We start from the raw sequence: 14,649 nt of genomic DNA, 5'->3' as shown, positions 1-14,649 counted from the left end.
TGCAGTCGGCCGCCTCCGCGGCGCGTCGTCAGAAAATCCCCGTCGCGGCGCGGGGCGCACTAGACCATGCCTCCGGGCACGCGCACAAGCGTGCTGCGCCGCGTGCTCGGCATCGTGTAGGGCGGCGCGTGAGGGTGGCGTATCCTTGGCGCATCCTCTGCGGAGACACAGCGATGAAGATGGTCATGGCGATCATCAAGCCGTTCAAGCTCGACGACGTGCGCGAGGCGCTCGCCGAGGTCGGCGTGACCGGTATCACCGTCACCGAGGTCAAGGGCTTCGGCCGCCAGAAGGGCCACACCGAGCTCTATCGCGGCGCGGAGTACGTCGTGGACTTCTTGCCGAAGGTGAAGCTGGAGATCGCGGTGACCGACGACATCGTCGATGCCGTGGTCGAGACTGTGCTCAAGTCCGCAGGCATGGGGCGGATCGGCGACGGCAAGGTCTTCGTCTACGACCTTGAGCGCGTGGTGCGGATCCGCACCGGTGAGCTGGACGCCGACGCGTTGTGAGCGGCGGGGCCTTGCGGGTCGCGGTGCTGTGCGGTGGCACCAGCGCCGAGCGTGACGTGTCGATTGCCAGCGGCGCCCAGGTGGTCGGCGCGCTGCGCCAGCTTGGCCACGAGGTCCGGGTCGTCGACACCGCCCATGGCCTGCTTGACGACGCGGCCGAACGTCGGCTGCTGGACAGCAAGGTGGCGGTCGCGCCGCCAGACACCGGATCGATGGCACTCGTCACCTCGACGGCCGGCGGTCTGGCCTCGACGTTTCCCCGCGATTGCGATGTCGTCTTCCTGGCGCTGCATGGCGGTACCGGCGAGGACGGCACGCTGCAGGCGCTGCTCGATCTGGCCGGCCTGCCCTATACCGGCACCGGCCATCTGGGCAGCGGGATCGCGATGGACAAGGACCTGTCCAAGCGCCTGATGCGGGCCGCGGGTGTGCCGACGCCCGACTGGGCGATGCATCCGGCGGACGAGGCGCAGATCGCGCCTCTGGGCTGGCCCTTGGTGGTCAAGCCGAACCGACAGGGCTCGACGATCGGCCTGTCGGTCGTGCGCGAGGCCGCTGCGTTGCAGCCTGCGATCGAGCGGGCTCGGGCGCTCGATGCCGAGGTGATGATCGAGCGCTTCGTGCCCGGGCGCGAGCTCACCGTCGGCGTGCTGGACGGGCAAGCGCTCGCGGTCGGCGAGATCGTGTTGCCGGCCGATGGCGTGTTCGACTACGAGGACAAGTACCAGGGCGTCGTGCGCGAGGTGTTTCCGGCGGATGTGCCGCCCGCGATCGCCGAACAGGCGCAGACGCTGGCACTGCACGCGCATGTCGCGCTCAAGCTCGGCGACTACAGCCGCGCCGATTTTCGCCTCGACGCACAGGGTCGGTTGTGGTGCCTGGAACTCAACACGCTGCCGGGCATGACGGCAACCAGCCTGATGCCGCAATCGGCGGCCGCGATGGGCATTGCCTTTCCCGCACTCTGCGAACGGCTGTGTCGGCTTGCGTTGCAGCGTCGTGGGTCCGGTGTGCGGGGCGCTGGGTCGAGCGGCGCCGGATGACCGGCCTGCGCCGTGCGACGACGGCACGCGAGCCCAGGGCGGCGCAGCCCGGCCCCGGGGCGCGGCCGATGGCCGTCGCGGCCATCGCGCTCGCCTGCCTGCTCGCCGCCTGCGACCGTCCCTCGGCGGCACCGCCGCCACCGGCGCCGGTGCACGCGACCAAGCCCGATCATCTCCACCGCCCGGCGTACTTCCGCGCGCTGCTGGCCGAGCTCGCGGCGCGGCCGGAGCTGCGGGGCCACGCGCTGCGGCTGCACCGTTTCGTGTACCTCTACGCGGACGGCTCGGCGTTGCTGTGGTTGCAGTCGCCGAACGACCCGGCAGCGCTGCTGCGCTACACCTACGGCGATGCCTATCCGGCGCCCGGAATGCGCTGGGAGGCCGTTGAGGCCGGGCGTGAGGCATCGCCGTCCGTTCTTGAACCCGACCTGCTCGACCTCGCTGCGTTGCCGCTCGAAGGCCTGCCGGTCGCAGCGGCCGCCGCCGACGCGCAACTGCACCGGATGCGTGCCGAAGCCAGCGACGATGCCGCATCGCAGCACGCGCTGGCGACCGGTCTCGACAGCCTGTACTACGTGATCGGGCGCGCCGACGGCGGCCCGGGCTGGCGCGCCGACGTCAATCCGATCCCGATGCGCTGCGAGCGCACGTGGCGGTTCCACTTCGCGCCGGATGGGGCGTTGCGCGAGGTCGAGGCGATGCCCGACCTCGCGCGCCCGGCCGGCTGCGACGCCGCGCGTTGACGCGGGCCCGGGCGCGGCAGCGAGGATGACGGCATGGGACGGTCACTGACCCCGGCCACGCGGATCGGCCTGTCGATCGCGCTGGCCACCGGCCTCTACGGCGTGTCCTTCGGTGCGTTGTCGGTCGCCGCCGGGCTCGACCTGTGGCAGACGATGGCGCTGAGCCTGCTGATGTTTACCGGCGGCTCGCAGTTCGCGTTCGTCGGCGTGCTCGCTGGCGGCGGGGCGGGCGCGGCGGCGTTCGGGGCGGCCAGCCTGCTGGGCGTGCGCAATGCGGTCTACGCGGTACAGATCAACCGGCTGCTGCACCCGCGCGGGTGGGCGCGCCTGCTGGCGGCGCAGGTGACGATCGACGAATCCGCCGCGACCGCGGCCGGTCAGACCGAGCCTGCCGAACAACGCCGCGGCTTCTGGGTCGCCGGGCTGGGCGTGTTCGTGTGCTGGAACCTGTTCACGCTGGTCGGGGCGCTGCTGGGCGACGTGATCGGTGATCCCCGGCGTTGGGGCCTGGACGGTGCCGCGGTGGCCGCTTTCATCGGCCTGCTGTGGCCACGGCTGCGCGGCGGCGAGCCGGTCGCGATCGCGGTGGTCTGCGCCTTGGCAACCGCGCTCGCGATGCCCTGGCTGCCCGCCGGTGTGCCGATCCTGGTCGCGGCGGCGGTCGCGGCCGCCTGGGGCGCCTTGCTCGCGCGGCGCAACGTTGCATCAGAGGCGCGGGCGTGAGCGCGACCTGGGGTTGGTTGCTGCTGGCCTGCGCGGTCGCGTTCGCGACCAAGCTCACCGGCTACCTGGTGCCGGCGCGCTGGCTGGAAGGCGCACGCATGGCGCGCATCACCTCGGCGATGACCATCGGGTTGCTGGCGGCGTTGGTGGTCGTCAACGGCTTTGCCGGCGGCGGGGGCGTCGTGCTCGATGCCCGGGCCGGCGCCTTGCTGGTCGCGGTCGTCGCGCTGTGGCGCGGCGTGCCGTTCCTGGGCGTGGTGGTGCTGGGCGCGCTCGCGGCAGCGGGGCTGCGAGCGGCCGGCATCGGCTGAGCGGGTCGAGCGCGATGCGGGCGATGCGCGGCGGGAGCCGCGGCATCGCCGGGGCGTGGGCTCAGGCCTCCAGGGCCTTGGCCACGAACGGCGGCAGCACCTGCGCGGCCTGGTGGATCTGGGCGCTGTAATACGCGGTCTCGAAACCCTTGGCAGCGGCGTCGGCCTGGCGGAAGTCGAAGCCCTGGCCCTTGCGCGCCAGCGTCACGCTCCACCACCCGGTCGGATAACAGGGCTGCGGGAACGGCAGCGTCTGGAACGTGGTGAAGCCGGCCTTGCCCATCTCGGCACGCATTTCGCGGATCAGGTCCAGCAGCGCCAGCGGCGACTCGGACTGCTGCACCAGGATGCCGTCGTCCTTGAGCGCGCGAAAGCAGCTGTCGAAGAAGGCCTTGTTGAACAGACCCTCGGCCGGACCGACCGGGTCGGTCGAATCGACGATGACGACATCGACGCTGCCCGGTGCGCAGTCGCGCATGTAGGCGATGCCGTCGTCGAACAGCAGCTGCGCACGCGGGTCGTCGTTGGAGGCGCACAGTTCGGGGAAGTACTTCTCCGACATCCGCGTGACCTGCTCGTCGATGTCGCACTGCACTGCGCTTTCGACGCCCGGATGCTTGAGCACTTCGCGTAGCGTGCCGCAGTCGCCGCCGCCGATGATCACCACGCGCTTGGGCACGGCATGGGTGAACAGCGCCGGGTGCGAGACCATCTCGTGATAGAAGAAATTGTCGCGCGTGGTGACCATCATCGCGCCGTCGATCAGCATCACGTTGCCCCAATCGGTGCTCTCGTAGATCTCGATCTTCTGGAACGGCGACTGCACTTCGTCGAGCTTCTTGGTCACGCGGAAGCCGATCGACGAGCCGGTGGGGTCGAAGGTCTCGTGGAGCCAGGTCGGAGCGGACATGCGAAAGGTTCCGGTCAATTGCGGGCCGCGCATTGTAGCCGAGCCCCCATGACAGGCCGGGCGCGCGGGCTGGCTGAGGGCGTGTCACCGCAGGTTGCGTCGGCAACCCCTAGACTATGCGGCCCCTTCGCCGATGGACGCCCGCCGATGACTGCCTGGTCGACCGACCACGCCCGCAAGACCTACTCGATCCCGCATTGGAGCGAGGGGTATTTCGATGTCGACGACGCCGGGCGCATCGTCGTCTCGCCGCGCGGCGCGCAGGGCCCGTCGATCGCGCTGCCCGAGGCGGTCGACGCCGCGCGCGCCAAGGGTGCCCAACTGCCGCTGCTGGTGCGCTTTCCCGACATCCTCGGCGACCGCCTGCATCGGCTGCAGGCCGCGTTCGCGCAGGCGCAGGCCGAGTGGGAGTACGCCGGCGGCTATACCGCGGTGTATCCGATCAAGGTCAACCAGCACCGCGGGGTGGCCGGCACACTGGCCGGCCATCACGGCGAGGGCTTCGGCCTGGAAGCGGGCAGCAAGCCCGAGCTGATGGCTGTGCTCGCGCTCTCGCGCCCGGGGGGTCTGGTCGTATGCAACGGGTACAAGGACCGCGAATACATCCGCCTGGCGCTGATCGGCCGCAAGCTGGGCCTGGAGACCTTCATCGTCGTCGAGAAGCCGTCCGAACTCGCGCTGGTGATGGAGGAAGCGGCCGCGCTCGGCGTGAAGCCGGGCCTGGGCGTGCGCATGCGATTGGCCTCGCTGGGCGCGGGGAAGTGGCAGAACAGCGGCGGCGACAAGGCCAAGTTCGGGCTCAATCCGCGGCAGTTGCTGGACCTGTGGAAGAAGCTGCGCGACGCGGGCATGAGCGACTGCCTGCAGCTGTTGCATTTCCACATGGGCTCGCAGATCTCCAACGTTCGCGACATCGCCAACGGCATGCGCGAGGCGGTGCGCTACTTCGTCGAGCTCTCGCGGCTGGGCGCGCGGATCAGCCACGTCGACGTCGGCGGCGGCCTCGGTGTGGACTACGAGGGCACGCGCTCGCGCAGCTACAACTCGGTCAACTACGGCGTGCGCCAGTACGCCGGCAGCATCGTCCAACCGCTGGCGCAGGCCTGCGCCGAGCATGGGCTGCCGCCGCCGCGCATCGTCACCGAATGCGGGCGTGCAATGACCGCCCACCACGCGGTGCTGGTCGCCAATGTGTCGGAGGTCGAGCGCGCGCCCGAAGGCCGCGTGCCCGACGCGCACAGTGACGAGCCGGCGGTGGTGGCCAACCTGCGCGAATTGCACGGCGAACTGGCGGCGCGACCGGCGGTGGAGCTGTTCCACGAGGCGCAGCACCACCACGCCGAGGGCCTGGCGCTGTACGCGCTCGGCCAGTTGGACCTGGTGCACCGGGCGCGCATCGACGACCTGTTCTATGCGATCGCGCACGCGGTCCGCGCGCGGCTGACCTTCGACGAGAAGAGCCATCGCCCGCTGCTCGACGAGCTCAACGAGCGCTTGGTCGACAAGTACTTCGTCAACTTCAGCGTGTTCGAGTCGATGCCCGATGTCTGGGCGATCGATCAGGTGTTCCCGATCGTGCCGATCGAGCGCCTCGACGAGCTGCCCGAGCGCCGCGGTGTCATCGCCGATCTGACCTGCGACTCGGACGGCAAGATCGATACCTACGTCGAGAACGAGGACCTCGACACCTCGCTGCCGTTGCATGCGTTGCGTCCGGGCGAGCAGTACCGGCTGGGGTTCTTCATGGTCGGTGCCTACCAGGAAATCCTCGGCGACATCCACAACCTGTTCGGCGACACCGATGCGGTCGAAGTGAAGATCGAGGGCGACGGCATCACGATCGCGCAGCAGCGCCGCGGCGACACCACCGACGTGATGCTCGACTACGTCGGCTATCGCCTCGAGGACCTGCGCGCGCGCTACACCGCGATGGTCGACGACGCGGCGCTGGCGGCCGATGAAGCGCAGCGGCTCAAGGACGCGCTCGAAGCCGGGCTCACCGGCTACACCTATCTCGACGACACGCCGCTCGAGTAAGCCGCGACAACGGCGTCGGTGGCCTCAGGGCCGCCGGCGCACGAGGCGGCCGGCGATTCCGGTGCACGCGGCGGTCAGCCGCCGCGATGGACCTGGAAGCCGGCGAACGACTGGCTGACCGGCATGATCTCGAGCCGGTTGATGTTCAGATGCGGCGGCAGGTTGGCGACCCACCACAGCTGCTCGGCGATGTCCTCGGCGGTCATCGGCGTGGCGCCGCCGTAGAGCGTGTCGGAGGCGGCCTGATCGCCGCCGGTGCGCACCAGCGTGAACTCGGTCTCGGCCATGCCCGGTTCGATCGAGGTCACCCGTACGCCGGTGCCGTGCAGGTCGGACCGCAAGCCCAGCGAGAACTGGGTGACGAAGGCCTTGGTGCCGCCGTAGACGTTGCCGCCCGGATAGGGATAGCTGCCGGCAATCGAACTGATGTTGAGGATCGCGCCGCGGCGCTCGATCAATGTCGGCAACAGGGCATGGGTCAGCGTGGCGAGCGCGGTGACATTGGTGTCGATCATCTGCGTCCACTGCGCGAGATCGGCGCGCTGCGCCGGCGCGGTGCCCAGCGCCAGCCCGGCGTTGTTGATCAGCACGTCGATGCCGCGGAAGGCGTCTGGCAATGCGTCGAGCGCGGCGCGCATCGCGTCGGCATCGCGGATGTCGAATGCGGCCACGTGCAGGCGTTCGGTGCCGTGCGTGTCGACCAGCGCCTGCAGCCGCTCGGCGCGGCGACCGGTGGCGATCACGCGCCAGCCGCCCTGCAGGAAGCGGGCGACGGTCGCGGCGCCGAAGCCCGAGGTCGCGCCGGTGACGAGGAGGGTGCGGAGCATGGGAACTCTTCCGGGGCGGGCGCCTGCGTCGGGCGCGGATGAAGGGCGGGACGGATGCGGCATCGCGCCGCGGCGTCGATCAGTGCAGCGGCCGCGGCGTCGATCAGTGCAGCGTCGGCGTGCCGCAGCAGGTCTTGTACTTGCGGCCGCTGCCGCACGAGCACGGGTCGTTGCGGCCGGGCACATCGGCGCGTCGGGCCGGTTGCGGCCGCCGGTCGTGCAAGCGCTGCAGATACATGTCGTGGAGCATGTCGGGCAGGTCGTAGGCGAGGTCGAAGCGCTCCTCGAGCGACAGCATGTCGCCCTCGGCCATTTCGGCATCTTCGAGCTGGCTCGCATCGACGATCGCCAGTCGGGCGATGACGCCCAGGTCGTTCTCGATCGCGTCGTGCTCGTGCATCCATTCAGACCACGCGTCTTCGTGTTCGGCGGCGGCGCGCAGGAACCCGGCGGCCCACGCGGCTGCGAACGGGAAGTCGGCCGGCACGCCGTCCAGTCCGCCTGCGGCCTCGCCTTCGGCCTGGCCATCGTCGGCTTCGGGCGGCAGGCCCAGCATCGGCATCAATGCCTCGTGGGCGACACCCTCCTGCGGGTCCTGGCGTACGCGATGCACGATCTCGTCGGCCAGCCGGGCGATCAGCGCCTCGGCCTCGCGGGTCTGGCGGGCATCGCGGCGCGCCACCTCGCCCGTACCCCAGACCAGCGGCAGCACGCTGTCGAGCGTGGTCTCGACCGGACCGACCGCAAGCGCCGACAGGAAGCCGTCGAGCATTTCCAGATTGCCCAGCCCGGTCTCCGGGTCGGTGCAGCGATCGAGCAACGTGTCCAGCCGGTCGAGCTCGGTATCGCTCAGGCGGGTGTCGTCAGCCATGGTCGGGCGTCTCCGTCACTGGGCCTTGATCGCCAGCGCCGGCAGGCCGCCGTTGCCGAGCTTCTGCTTGGCTTCGGCAAGCTCGGTGGCGGTGCCGTAGGGCCCCATGCGCACGCGGTAGACCGTCTTGCCCTGCGCTTGGCCGGCTTCGACCCGGGCACTGAGGCCCAGCAGCGCGATGCGTGCCTTGAGCGCTTCGGCGTCGCCCGAGGCGCTGAACGAGCCTGCCTGCAGCAGGTAGCGGGCATCGCTGCCGGCAGCCGGTGCGGTCGAGGCCGTGGTCGTGGGCCGGGTCGGGGTCGCCGCCGGCGTGGTCGTCGCCGCCGGCGTCTCGCTCAGCGGCGTCGGGCCGGTGGGGGCACCGGCCAGGTCAGCGGCGTCGGGGTGACGCCCCTGCAGCGCCTGCTGCTGCGCCTCGGCGCGCTGCCGGCGCTCGGCCTCGGCGCGCGCGCTGGCGGCCAGCTCGGCGTCGGACATCGGCACCTCCTGGTCGGGCAGCAGAGTGTAGAAGTCGTAGTCGGCGGCGGGCGCGGGCTGCGGCTGCGCCGGGCGCGGCCTCGGTGCCGGGGTCTCGGCCAGCGGCGCCGGCGCGTCCTCGTCGAGCGCACCGACCGCGGGCTGTGCATCGGGATTGGGGCGCGGGCGGAAGAAGCCGTCCTCGGCGTCGGGCTTGAACAGCCGCGGCACAGCCAGCACCACGCCCAGCGCGAGCACCACGCCAATGATCATCCACGCCCAGCCGGGCAGACCGCCGGAGCTGCCGCCGTTGCGTCGCGCCTGGGATTTGCCGCGTCTTGCCGCCATCACATCGCCTCCGGAGCCTGCACGCCCAGCAGCGCCAGGCCGTTGCGCAGCACCTGTCCCACGGCCGTCGCCAGCGCCAGACGCGCGTCGCGCGTCGGGGCGTCGTCGACCAGGAACTGGTGATCGTTGTAGTACGTCTGGAAGGCCTGCGCCAGTTCCAGCAGATAGGTCGCAATCAGGTGCGGTTCGAGCTGGGTGCCAGCCGCGGCGACGATCTCAGGCCAGCGCGACAGGTCGATCAGCACATCGCGCAGCGCCGTGTCGGTCATGTCCGGCAACTGCGCAAGTCCCTGCTGCAGGTCGAAGACCAGGCCGCGTTCGGCGAGCTGGCGCTGCAGGCCGCAGATGCGCGCATGCGAGAGCTGGACGTAGTAGACCGGATTGTCGAGCGACTGGCTGCGTGCCAGGTCGATGTCGAACACCAACTGCGAATCAGGCTTGCGCGCGACCAGGAACCAGCGCGTGGCATCGCGCCCGGCCTCATCGATCAGGTCGCGCAGCGTCAGGTAGCTGCCGGCGCGCTTGGACAGCTTCACTTCCTCGCCGCCGCGCATCACCGTGACCATCTGGTGCAGCACGTATTCCGGCCAGCCGGCCGGGATGCCGGCATCGAGCGCCTGCAGGCCGGCGCGCACGCGCGCCAGCGAGCCGTGGTGGTCGGCACCCAGCTCGGTGATCGCACGTCGGTAGCCGCGCTGCCACTTGCTCAGGTGATAGGCCACGTCCGGCACGAAGTAGGTGTAGCTGCCGTCGGACTTGCGCATCACGCGGTCCTTGTCGTCGCCATAGTCGGTCGAGCGCAGCCACAGCGCGCCGCCGTCCTCGTAGGTATGGCCATTGGCGACCAGCGTGCCCACGGTCTCCTCGACCTTGCCGTCGGCGTACAGCGACGACTCCAGGAAATAGACGTCGAAGCTCACGCCGAAGGCAGCCAGGTCGGCGTTCTGCTCGCGGCGCAGCCAGGCGACTGCGAAGCGGCGGATCGCGTCGAGGTCGTTGGCATCGGCGGTGCCGGTCACGCACTGGCCTTCGACCTCGACCGTGGCGCCGTCCAGGCACGCGCGGGCGACATCGGCGATGTACTCGCCGTTGTAGGCATCGGCCGGCCAATCGGCGTCGCCCGGCGCCAGGCCGCGTGCGCGCGCCTGCACCGAGCGGGCGAGGTTCTCGATCTGCACGCCGGCGTCGTTGTAGTAGAACTCGCGCTTGACGTTCCAGCCGTTGGCGTCGAGCACGCGCGCGATGCAGTCGCCGATCACCGCGGCGCGGCCGTGGCCCACGTGCAGCGGACCGGTCGGATTGGCCGAGACGTACTCGACGCCGGCGGTCTGCGCCGCGCCGCTGTCGTTGTGGCCGTAGGCGTCGCCGTGGGTGTGCACCGCGACCAGTTGGTCGCGCCAGGCGGCCGGTGTCAGACGGAAGTTGAGAAACCCGGGGCCGGCGATCTCGACCGAGGCGATCGCATCGTTGGTCGGCAGCGCATCGACCAGCGCCTGCGCGATCGCGCGCGGGTTCGAGCGGGCCGGGCGCGCCAGCAGCATCGCCGCGTTGGTGGAAAAATCGCCATGGCTGCGGTCCTTCGGCCGTTCGACGACGAAGGCGGGCGTGGCGAGATCGGCGGGCAGCGTGCCGGCATCGCGCAGGGCGGCGATGGCCCGCTCGACGAGGGGTTCGATGAGGGCGCGGGACGAGGAGTTCACGGGCAAAGAGTGTCGCGGAGCACGGCCGGGCATTGTACGCGAGCCATCCTGAGCGGGCCGGTGCGGAAGGCGTATGCTTGCGCGCCCGGTTCTGCAGGCCCTGCGTGGACGCGCTGTTTCCCGAACTGATCTGGCTGGTGTGTATCGCCTTCATGGCCGGGCTGGTGGACGCGGCGGTCGGCGGCGGCGGCCTGGTCCAGCTCCCGGGCCTGTTCACCGCGCTGCCCCAGTACGCCCCGGCGGCGTTGCTGGGCACCAACAAGTTCAGCTCGATCTTCGGCACCGCGGCGGCGGGCTGGCGCTACGCGCGCAATGTGCGCTTCCCCTGGATGCCCGTGCTGTGCGCCTCGGCGACCGCGTTCGTATTCGCCTTCGCCGGCGCCACCGCGGTCAGCCTGCTGCCCCGCGATGCGGTCCGGCCGCTGATTCTGGTGCTGCTGGTGGCGATGCTGGCCTACACCCTGGTCAAGAAGGACTTCGGCGTGCTGCACCGCCCGCGCGAGGTCGGCCGTCGCGAGCTGGCGCTAGCCCTGGCGATGGGGGCTGCGATCGGCTTCTACGACGGCCTGTTCGGGCCCGGCACCGGCAGCTTCTTGATCTTCCTGTTCATCCGCTTCTTCGGGCTGGATTTTCTGCGCGCGACTGCCGCTTCGAAGATCGTCAATCTGGCGACCAACCTGGCGGCGCTGTCGTTCTTCGTGCCCTCGGGTCACGTGCTGCTGACCTTCGCAGTGCCGATGGCCATCGCCAATGTCGGCGGGTCGGTGGTCGGCACGCGACTGGCGCTGCGCGGCGGCACGCCGCTGATCCGCAAGCTGTTCGTCGCGCTGGTGGTGGTGCTGATCGCGAAGATGGCCTGGGACACCTTCGCGCGCTGAGCCGGCGCGTCAGCGGCGGCCGCCGCCGACCTCGATGAACTGCAGGAATTCGGCCCGCGTGCGGGCATCGTCGCGGAAACTGCCGAGCATCGTCGAGGTGATCATGCTGACCCCGCGCTTGTGCACACCGCGCGTGGTCATGCACTCATGCGCGCCTTCGACCACCACGCCCACGCCCAGCGGCGACAGCGCGCGCTGGATGCAGCCGGCGATCTGCGCGGTCATTTTCTCCTGCACCTGGAAACGCTTGGCATAGGCTTCGACGACGCGCGCGAGCTTGCTGATGCCGACCACGCGACCCGACGGCAGGTAGCCGACATGCACCTTGCCGATGATCGGGGCCATGTGATGCTCGCAATGGCTCTCGTACTCGATGTCGCGCAGCACGATCATCTCGTCGTAGCCGGCCACTTCCTCGAACGTGCGCGCCAGATAGGCGTCGGCGTCGATCGCGTAGCCGCTGAACCATTCGCCGTAGGCGTCGGCGACGCGGCGCGGCGTATCGAGCAGACCTTCGCGGGCCGGGTCCTCGCCGGCCCAACGCAGCAGCGTACGGACGGCGGCCTCGGCCTCGGCGCGGGGGACGCCGTTGCGGGCATCGTCGTGGGAAGCGCTCATCGCGGCTCTCGCGGAAAAGACGCTATGGTAGCGCGGCGCCGTTCAGCGCCCCAGGGCCGCTCAGGCGTTGCGGTCGGCGCGCCGGGCAGCGTCCTGCCGGGAGGCGGCGTCCATGGCGCAGTGCTGCCAGGCTGCCTCGACCGCGCCGCGTGCCTCCACCCAGCCCAGCCGCGAGGCGCCACGGGTCGCATTCCAGTCACGCTCAAGCTGGGCGGCGATCGTCTCGAAGTCCTCGCCGGGAGTGCGGCGCCAGCTGCGCAGGCCGAGCCGGTAGGCCGGCGCGTAGTCCTCCCAGGTCCTGCCCACCGAGTAGTACGGCGCTTGCTGGAGCGACGCAGCGAAGCGCTTGAGCAGCGCTGCGTCGTCCGCATCGGCCGCCGTCGACGCGTCGCGGGCGGGGTCAGATGCAGGATGGGCAACGAGGGCGGGGTCGGGCTTCATTCGCGTCTTCTTCCGTAAGGCCGGAGTTGGGGCGGGGCAGGCAAGGAGGAGCGTTGGCCGCACCCTATGCCGCAGTCCGTACGACAGCAGTGAAGCTCCGTGCCCAGCCACGGAATACGTGCAGCCTGCGTTCAGCCCAAATCGGTGTGAAGGTCGGCCCTTGAAAAAACTGCAGACCTGCCGGGCCCCGGGCGGGCGGGGTGGCATGACATTTCGCAGGGGCGCCGCGCTTGGCCGCCGCGCAGAATGCACCTCCGACCACCAGGAGTTCCGCCCATGCGCGCCATTGCCGCCGGTTCCACGCTGGCTCTCGCCCTGGCCCTCGCCGCCTGCGCTCCATCTGCGCCCGCACCGTCCGGCACCACACAGACCGATGCCGCCAGCGGACAGACTGCCCAGGATGAATCGGCCCGGCTCAACGCCTGGTTCGAGACCCAGTACGAGGCGCTGCTGCAAACGAGCCCCACCCAGCTGACCTTTCTCGGGCGCAAGGACCAGAACGATCGGCTCGACGACATGTCCGAACAGGCCTCGCGCGATCGCCTGGCCTGGCTGCAGGCCTCGGTCGCGGAGATGGAGGCGAAGTTCGACTACGACGCGCTCGATGCCGAGACCAAGCTGTCGTGGGATCTGTGGAAGCGCCAGTACGAAAGCGCGCAGGGCGGCATGGCGTTCCTCGCCGACGGCTATGTGTTCGACCAGATGAACGGCATGCACAGTGCATTCCCGACCTTCATGATCAGCATCCACAAGGTCGACGACGAACAGAGCTATCAGGCCTACATCGCCCGCCTGAAGGCAGCGCCGGTGATGTTCGACCAACTGCTCGAGCGCGGCCGCGCTGCCGCGGCGCAGGGCATCCGTCCGCCGCGGTTCGCGTTCGACGGCGTGATCGACCAGTCGCGCAAGGTGATCACCGGCGCGCCGTTCGACGACGGTCCCGCCAGCGCGCTGTGGGCCGATGCCCAGGCCAAGGCCGATGCGTTGGTCGAGCAGGGCAAGCTGACCGCCGAGCGCGCCGCGCAACTCAAGGAAGACGCCCGCGTGGCGCTGGTCGAGCAACTCAAGCCGGCCTACGAGCGGATCATCGCGTGGAGCGAGCAGGAGCGGCCCCAGGCCCTGGAGAACCCGTCCGGTGTCGGCACGACCCACCCCAATGGCGCGGCGTACTACGCCTACCAGCTGCGCGAGAACACCACGACTGCGATGACTGCCGACGAGGTCCATCAGCTGGGCCTGGACGAGGTCGCGCGCATCCGTGGCGAGATGGAGGCGCTCAAGACCCGCGTCGGCTTCGATGGCGACCTGCAGGCGTTCTTCGCGTTCCTCGACACCGACAAGCGCTTCAAGTACCCCGACACCGATGCCGGCCGCCAGGCCTACATCGACGATGCGACCGCCGCGATCGACAACATCCGCCAGCACCTGCCCGAGTACTTCGGCCTGCTGCCCAAGGCCGGCCTGGAGGTGCGCCGCGTGGAGGCGTTCCGCGAGCAGCCCGGCGCGGCGCAGCACTACTACCCCGGCACGCCTGACGGCTCGCGGCCGGGCATCTACTACGCGCACCTGTCGGACATGAACGCGATGCCCAAGACCGAGTTGGAGGTCATCGCCTATCACGAGGGCCTGCCGGGCCATCACATGCAGATCTCGATCGCCCAGGAACTGCAGGGCGTGCCGACGTTCCGCACCCAGCAGTTCCACACCGCCTACACCGAGGGCTGGGGCCTGTACTCGGAGTGGCTGGCCAAGGAAATGCCGGGCACTTACCAGGACCCGTACTCGGAGTACGGCCGGCTGATGTCGGAGATGTGGCGCGCGATCCGACTCGTCGTCGACACCGGCATGCACGCCAAGGGCTGGACCGAGCAGCAGGCGGTCGATTACTTCCGCCAGAACAGCTCGATCCCGCAGGCGGCGATCGAGTCGGAGATCCGCCGCTACCTGATCATGCCCGGTCAGGCCACCGCCTATAAGGTCGGCATGATCCGCATCCAGGCCCTGCGCCGGAAGGCGGAGACCGAGCTGGGCGACCGCTTCGACATCCGCGGCTTCCACGACACTGTGCTCGGCGGCGGCGCGCTGCCACTGGACCTGCTCGAACAGCGCGTGGACCGCTGGATCGCCGAAAAGAAAGCCGGCTGAGCCGGCACCGGCGTCGCGTTCCACCCCCGGAAGGTGCCGTTTCCAGATCACACCTCCCCCGCCCGCGGGGGAGGTCGCCACGCGCA

15 protein-coding genes are annotated in these 14,649 nt (G+C 70.1%); 8 read left to right on the top strand and 7 right to left on the bottom strand.

What is annotated here, in order from left to right:
- Nucleotides 1-173: 173 nt before the first annotated feature.
- From WAF18_RS00940 to WAF18_RS00920, 5 genes are all read left to right on the top strand, one after another.
- The gene (locus WAF18_RS00940) at nucleotides 174-512 is read left to right on the top strand and encodes a P-II family nitrogen regulator (RefSeq protein ID WP_183425161.1); all 339 of its coding nucleotides are present in this window, start codon (nucleotides 174-176) and stop codon (nucleotides 510-512) included.
- A complete protein-coding gene (locus WAF18_RS00935) occupies nucleotides 509-1,555 on the top strand; it encodes a D-alanine--D-alanine ligase (RefSeq protein WP_337243447.1) in 1,047 nt (348 codons plus the stop codon). The genes WAF18_RS00940 and WAF18_RS00935 overlap by 4 nt, the downstream gene beginning before the upstream one ends.
- Nucleotides 1,556-1,623: 68 nt before the next feature.
- Complete coding sequence (locus WAF18_RS00930; RefSeq protein WP_337243446.1) at nucleotides 1,624-2,298, top strand: hypothetical protein; 675 nt, start codon at nucleotides 1,624-1,626, stop codon at nucleotides 2,296-2,298.
- A 33-nt stretch (nucleotides 2,299-2,331) separates the two neighbouring features.
- Complete coding sequence (locus WAF18_RS00925) at nucleotides 2,332-3,021, top strand: AzlC family ABC transporter permease (protein WP_337243445.1); 690 nt, start codon at nucleotides 2,332-2,334, stop codon at nucleotides 3,019-3,021.
- Nucleotides 3,018-3,332 carry an AzlD domain-containing protein gene (locus WAF18_RS00920; RefSeq protein ID WP_183425164.1) on the top strand — a complete coding sequence of 105 codons (315 nt, stop codon included), beginning with the start codon at nucleotides 3,018-3,020 and terminating at the stop codon, nucleotides 3,330-3,332. Before WAF18_RS00925 ends, WAF18_RS00920 begins: the two co-directional genes overlap by 4 nt.
- Nucleotides 3,333-3,393: 61 nt before the next feature.
- Here WAF18_RS00920 and speE read toward each other — a convergent pair whose 3' ends face one another.
- Nucleotides 3,394-4,242 (bottom strand): polyamine aminopropyltransferase, encoded by an 849-nt coding sequence (speE, locus tag WAF18_RS00915; RefSeq protein WP_337243444.1) that lies wholly within the window; start codon nucleotides 4,240-4,242, stop codon nucleotides 3,394-3,396.
- A 147-nt stretch (nucleotides 4,243-4,389) separates the two neighbouring features.
- On the opposite strand from speE, the gene speA reads away from it, so the two are divergent.
- The gene (speA, locus tag WAF18_RS00910; protein ID WP_337243443.1) at nucleotides 4,390-6,279 is read left to right on the top strand and encodes an arginine decarboxylase; all 1,890 of its coding nucleotides are present in this window, start codon (nucleotides 4,390-4,392) and stop codon (nucleotides 6,277-6,279) included.
- A gap of 74 nt (nucleotides 6,280-6,353) precedes the next feature.
- Here speA and WAF18_RS00905 read toward each other — a convergent pair whose 3' ends face one another.
- From WAF18_RS00905 to argS, 4 genes are all read right to left on the bottom strand, one after another.
- Nucleotides 6,354-7,106 (bottom strand): SDR family NAD(P)-dependent oxidoreductase, encoded by a 753-nt coding sequence (locus WAF18_RS00905; protein ID WP_337243442.1) that lies wholly within the window; start codon nucleotides 7,104-7,106, stop codon nucleotides 6,354-6,356.
- Nucleotides 7,107-7,209: 103 nt separating this feature from the next.
- Nucleotides 7,210-7,977 carry a UPF0149 family protein gene (locus WAF18_RS00900; protein WP_337243441.1) on the bottom strand — a complete coding sequence of 256 codons (768 nt, stop codon included), beginning with the start codon at nucleotides 7,975-7,977 and terminating at the stop codon, nucleotides 7,210-7,212.
- Nucleotides 7,978-7,992: 15 nt separating this feature from the next.
- The gene (locus tag WAF18_RS00895; protein ID WP_337243440.1) at nucleotides 7,993-8,781 is read right to left on the bottom strand and encodes an SPOR domain-containing protein; all 789 of its coding nucleotides are present in this window, start codon (nucleotides 8,779-8,781) and stop codon (nucleotides 7,993-7,995) included.
- A complete protein-coding gene (gene argS, locus WAF18_RS00890; RefSeq protein ID WP_337243439.1) occupies nucleotides 8,781-10,481 on the bottom strand; it encodes an arginine--tRNA ligase in 1,701 nt (566 codons plus the stop codon). Before argS ends, WAF18_RS00895 begins: the two co-directional genes overlap by 1 nt.
- Before the next feature lie 104 nt (nucleotides 10,482-10,585).
- On the opposite strand from argS, the gene WAF18_RS00885 reads away from it, so the two are divergent.
- Entirely contained in the window at nucleotides 10,586-11,359 is a 774-nt protein-coding gene (locus WAF18_RS00885; RefSeq protein WP_337243438.1) for a TSUP family transporter, read from the top strand.
- 9 nt (nucleotides 11,360-11,368) lie between these two features.
- On the opposite strand, the gene folE is transcribed toward WAF18_RS00885, so the two are convergent.
- Nucleotides 11,369-11,977 (bottom strand): GTP cyclohydrolase I FolE, encoded by a 609-nt coding sequence (gene folE, locus WAF18_RS00880; RefSeq protein WP_337243437.1) that lies wholly within the window; start codon nucleotides 11,975-11,977, stop codon nucleotides 11,369-11,371.
- 60 nt (nucleotides 11,978-12,037) lie between these two features.
- Nucleotides 12,038-12,418 (bottom strand): hypothetical protein, encoded by a 381-nt coding sequence (locus WAF18_RS00875; protein ID WP_337243436.1) that lies wholly within the window; start codon nucleotides 12,416-12,418, stop codon nucleotides 12,038-12,040.
- Between the two features lie 276 nt (nucleotides 12,419-12,694).
- Between WAF18_RS00875 and WAF18_RS00870 the strand changes: the two genes are divergently transcribed.
- Nucleotides 12,695-14,563: a DUF885 domain-containing protein gene (locus WAF18_RS00870; protein WP_337243435.1), complete on the top strand. Its 1,869-nt coding sequence runs from the start codon at nucleotides 12,695-12,697 to the stop codon at nucleotides 14,561-14,563.
- Nucleotides 14,564-14,649: the final 86 nt, after the last annotated feature.

The sequence above is a fragment of the Luteimonas sp. gir genome, assembly GCF_037198055.1.
GTDB classification, from domain to species: domain Bacteria; phylum Pseudomonadota; class Gammaproteobacteria; order Xanthomonadales; family Xanthomonadaceae; genus Luteimonas; species Luteimonas citri_A.
The sequence above is the reverse complement of the archived record's forward strand: the minus strand, read 5'-3'. Positions and strand labels throughout refer to the sequence as shown.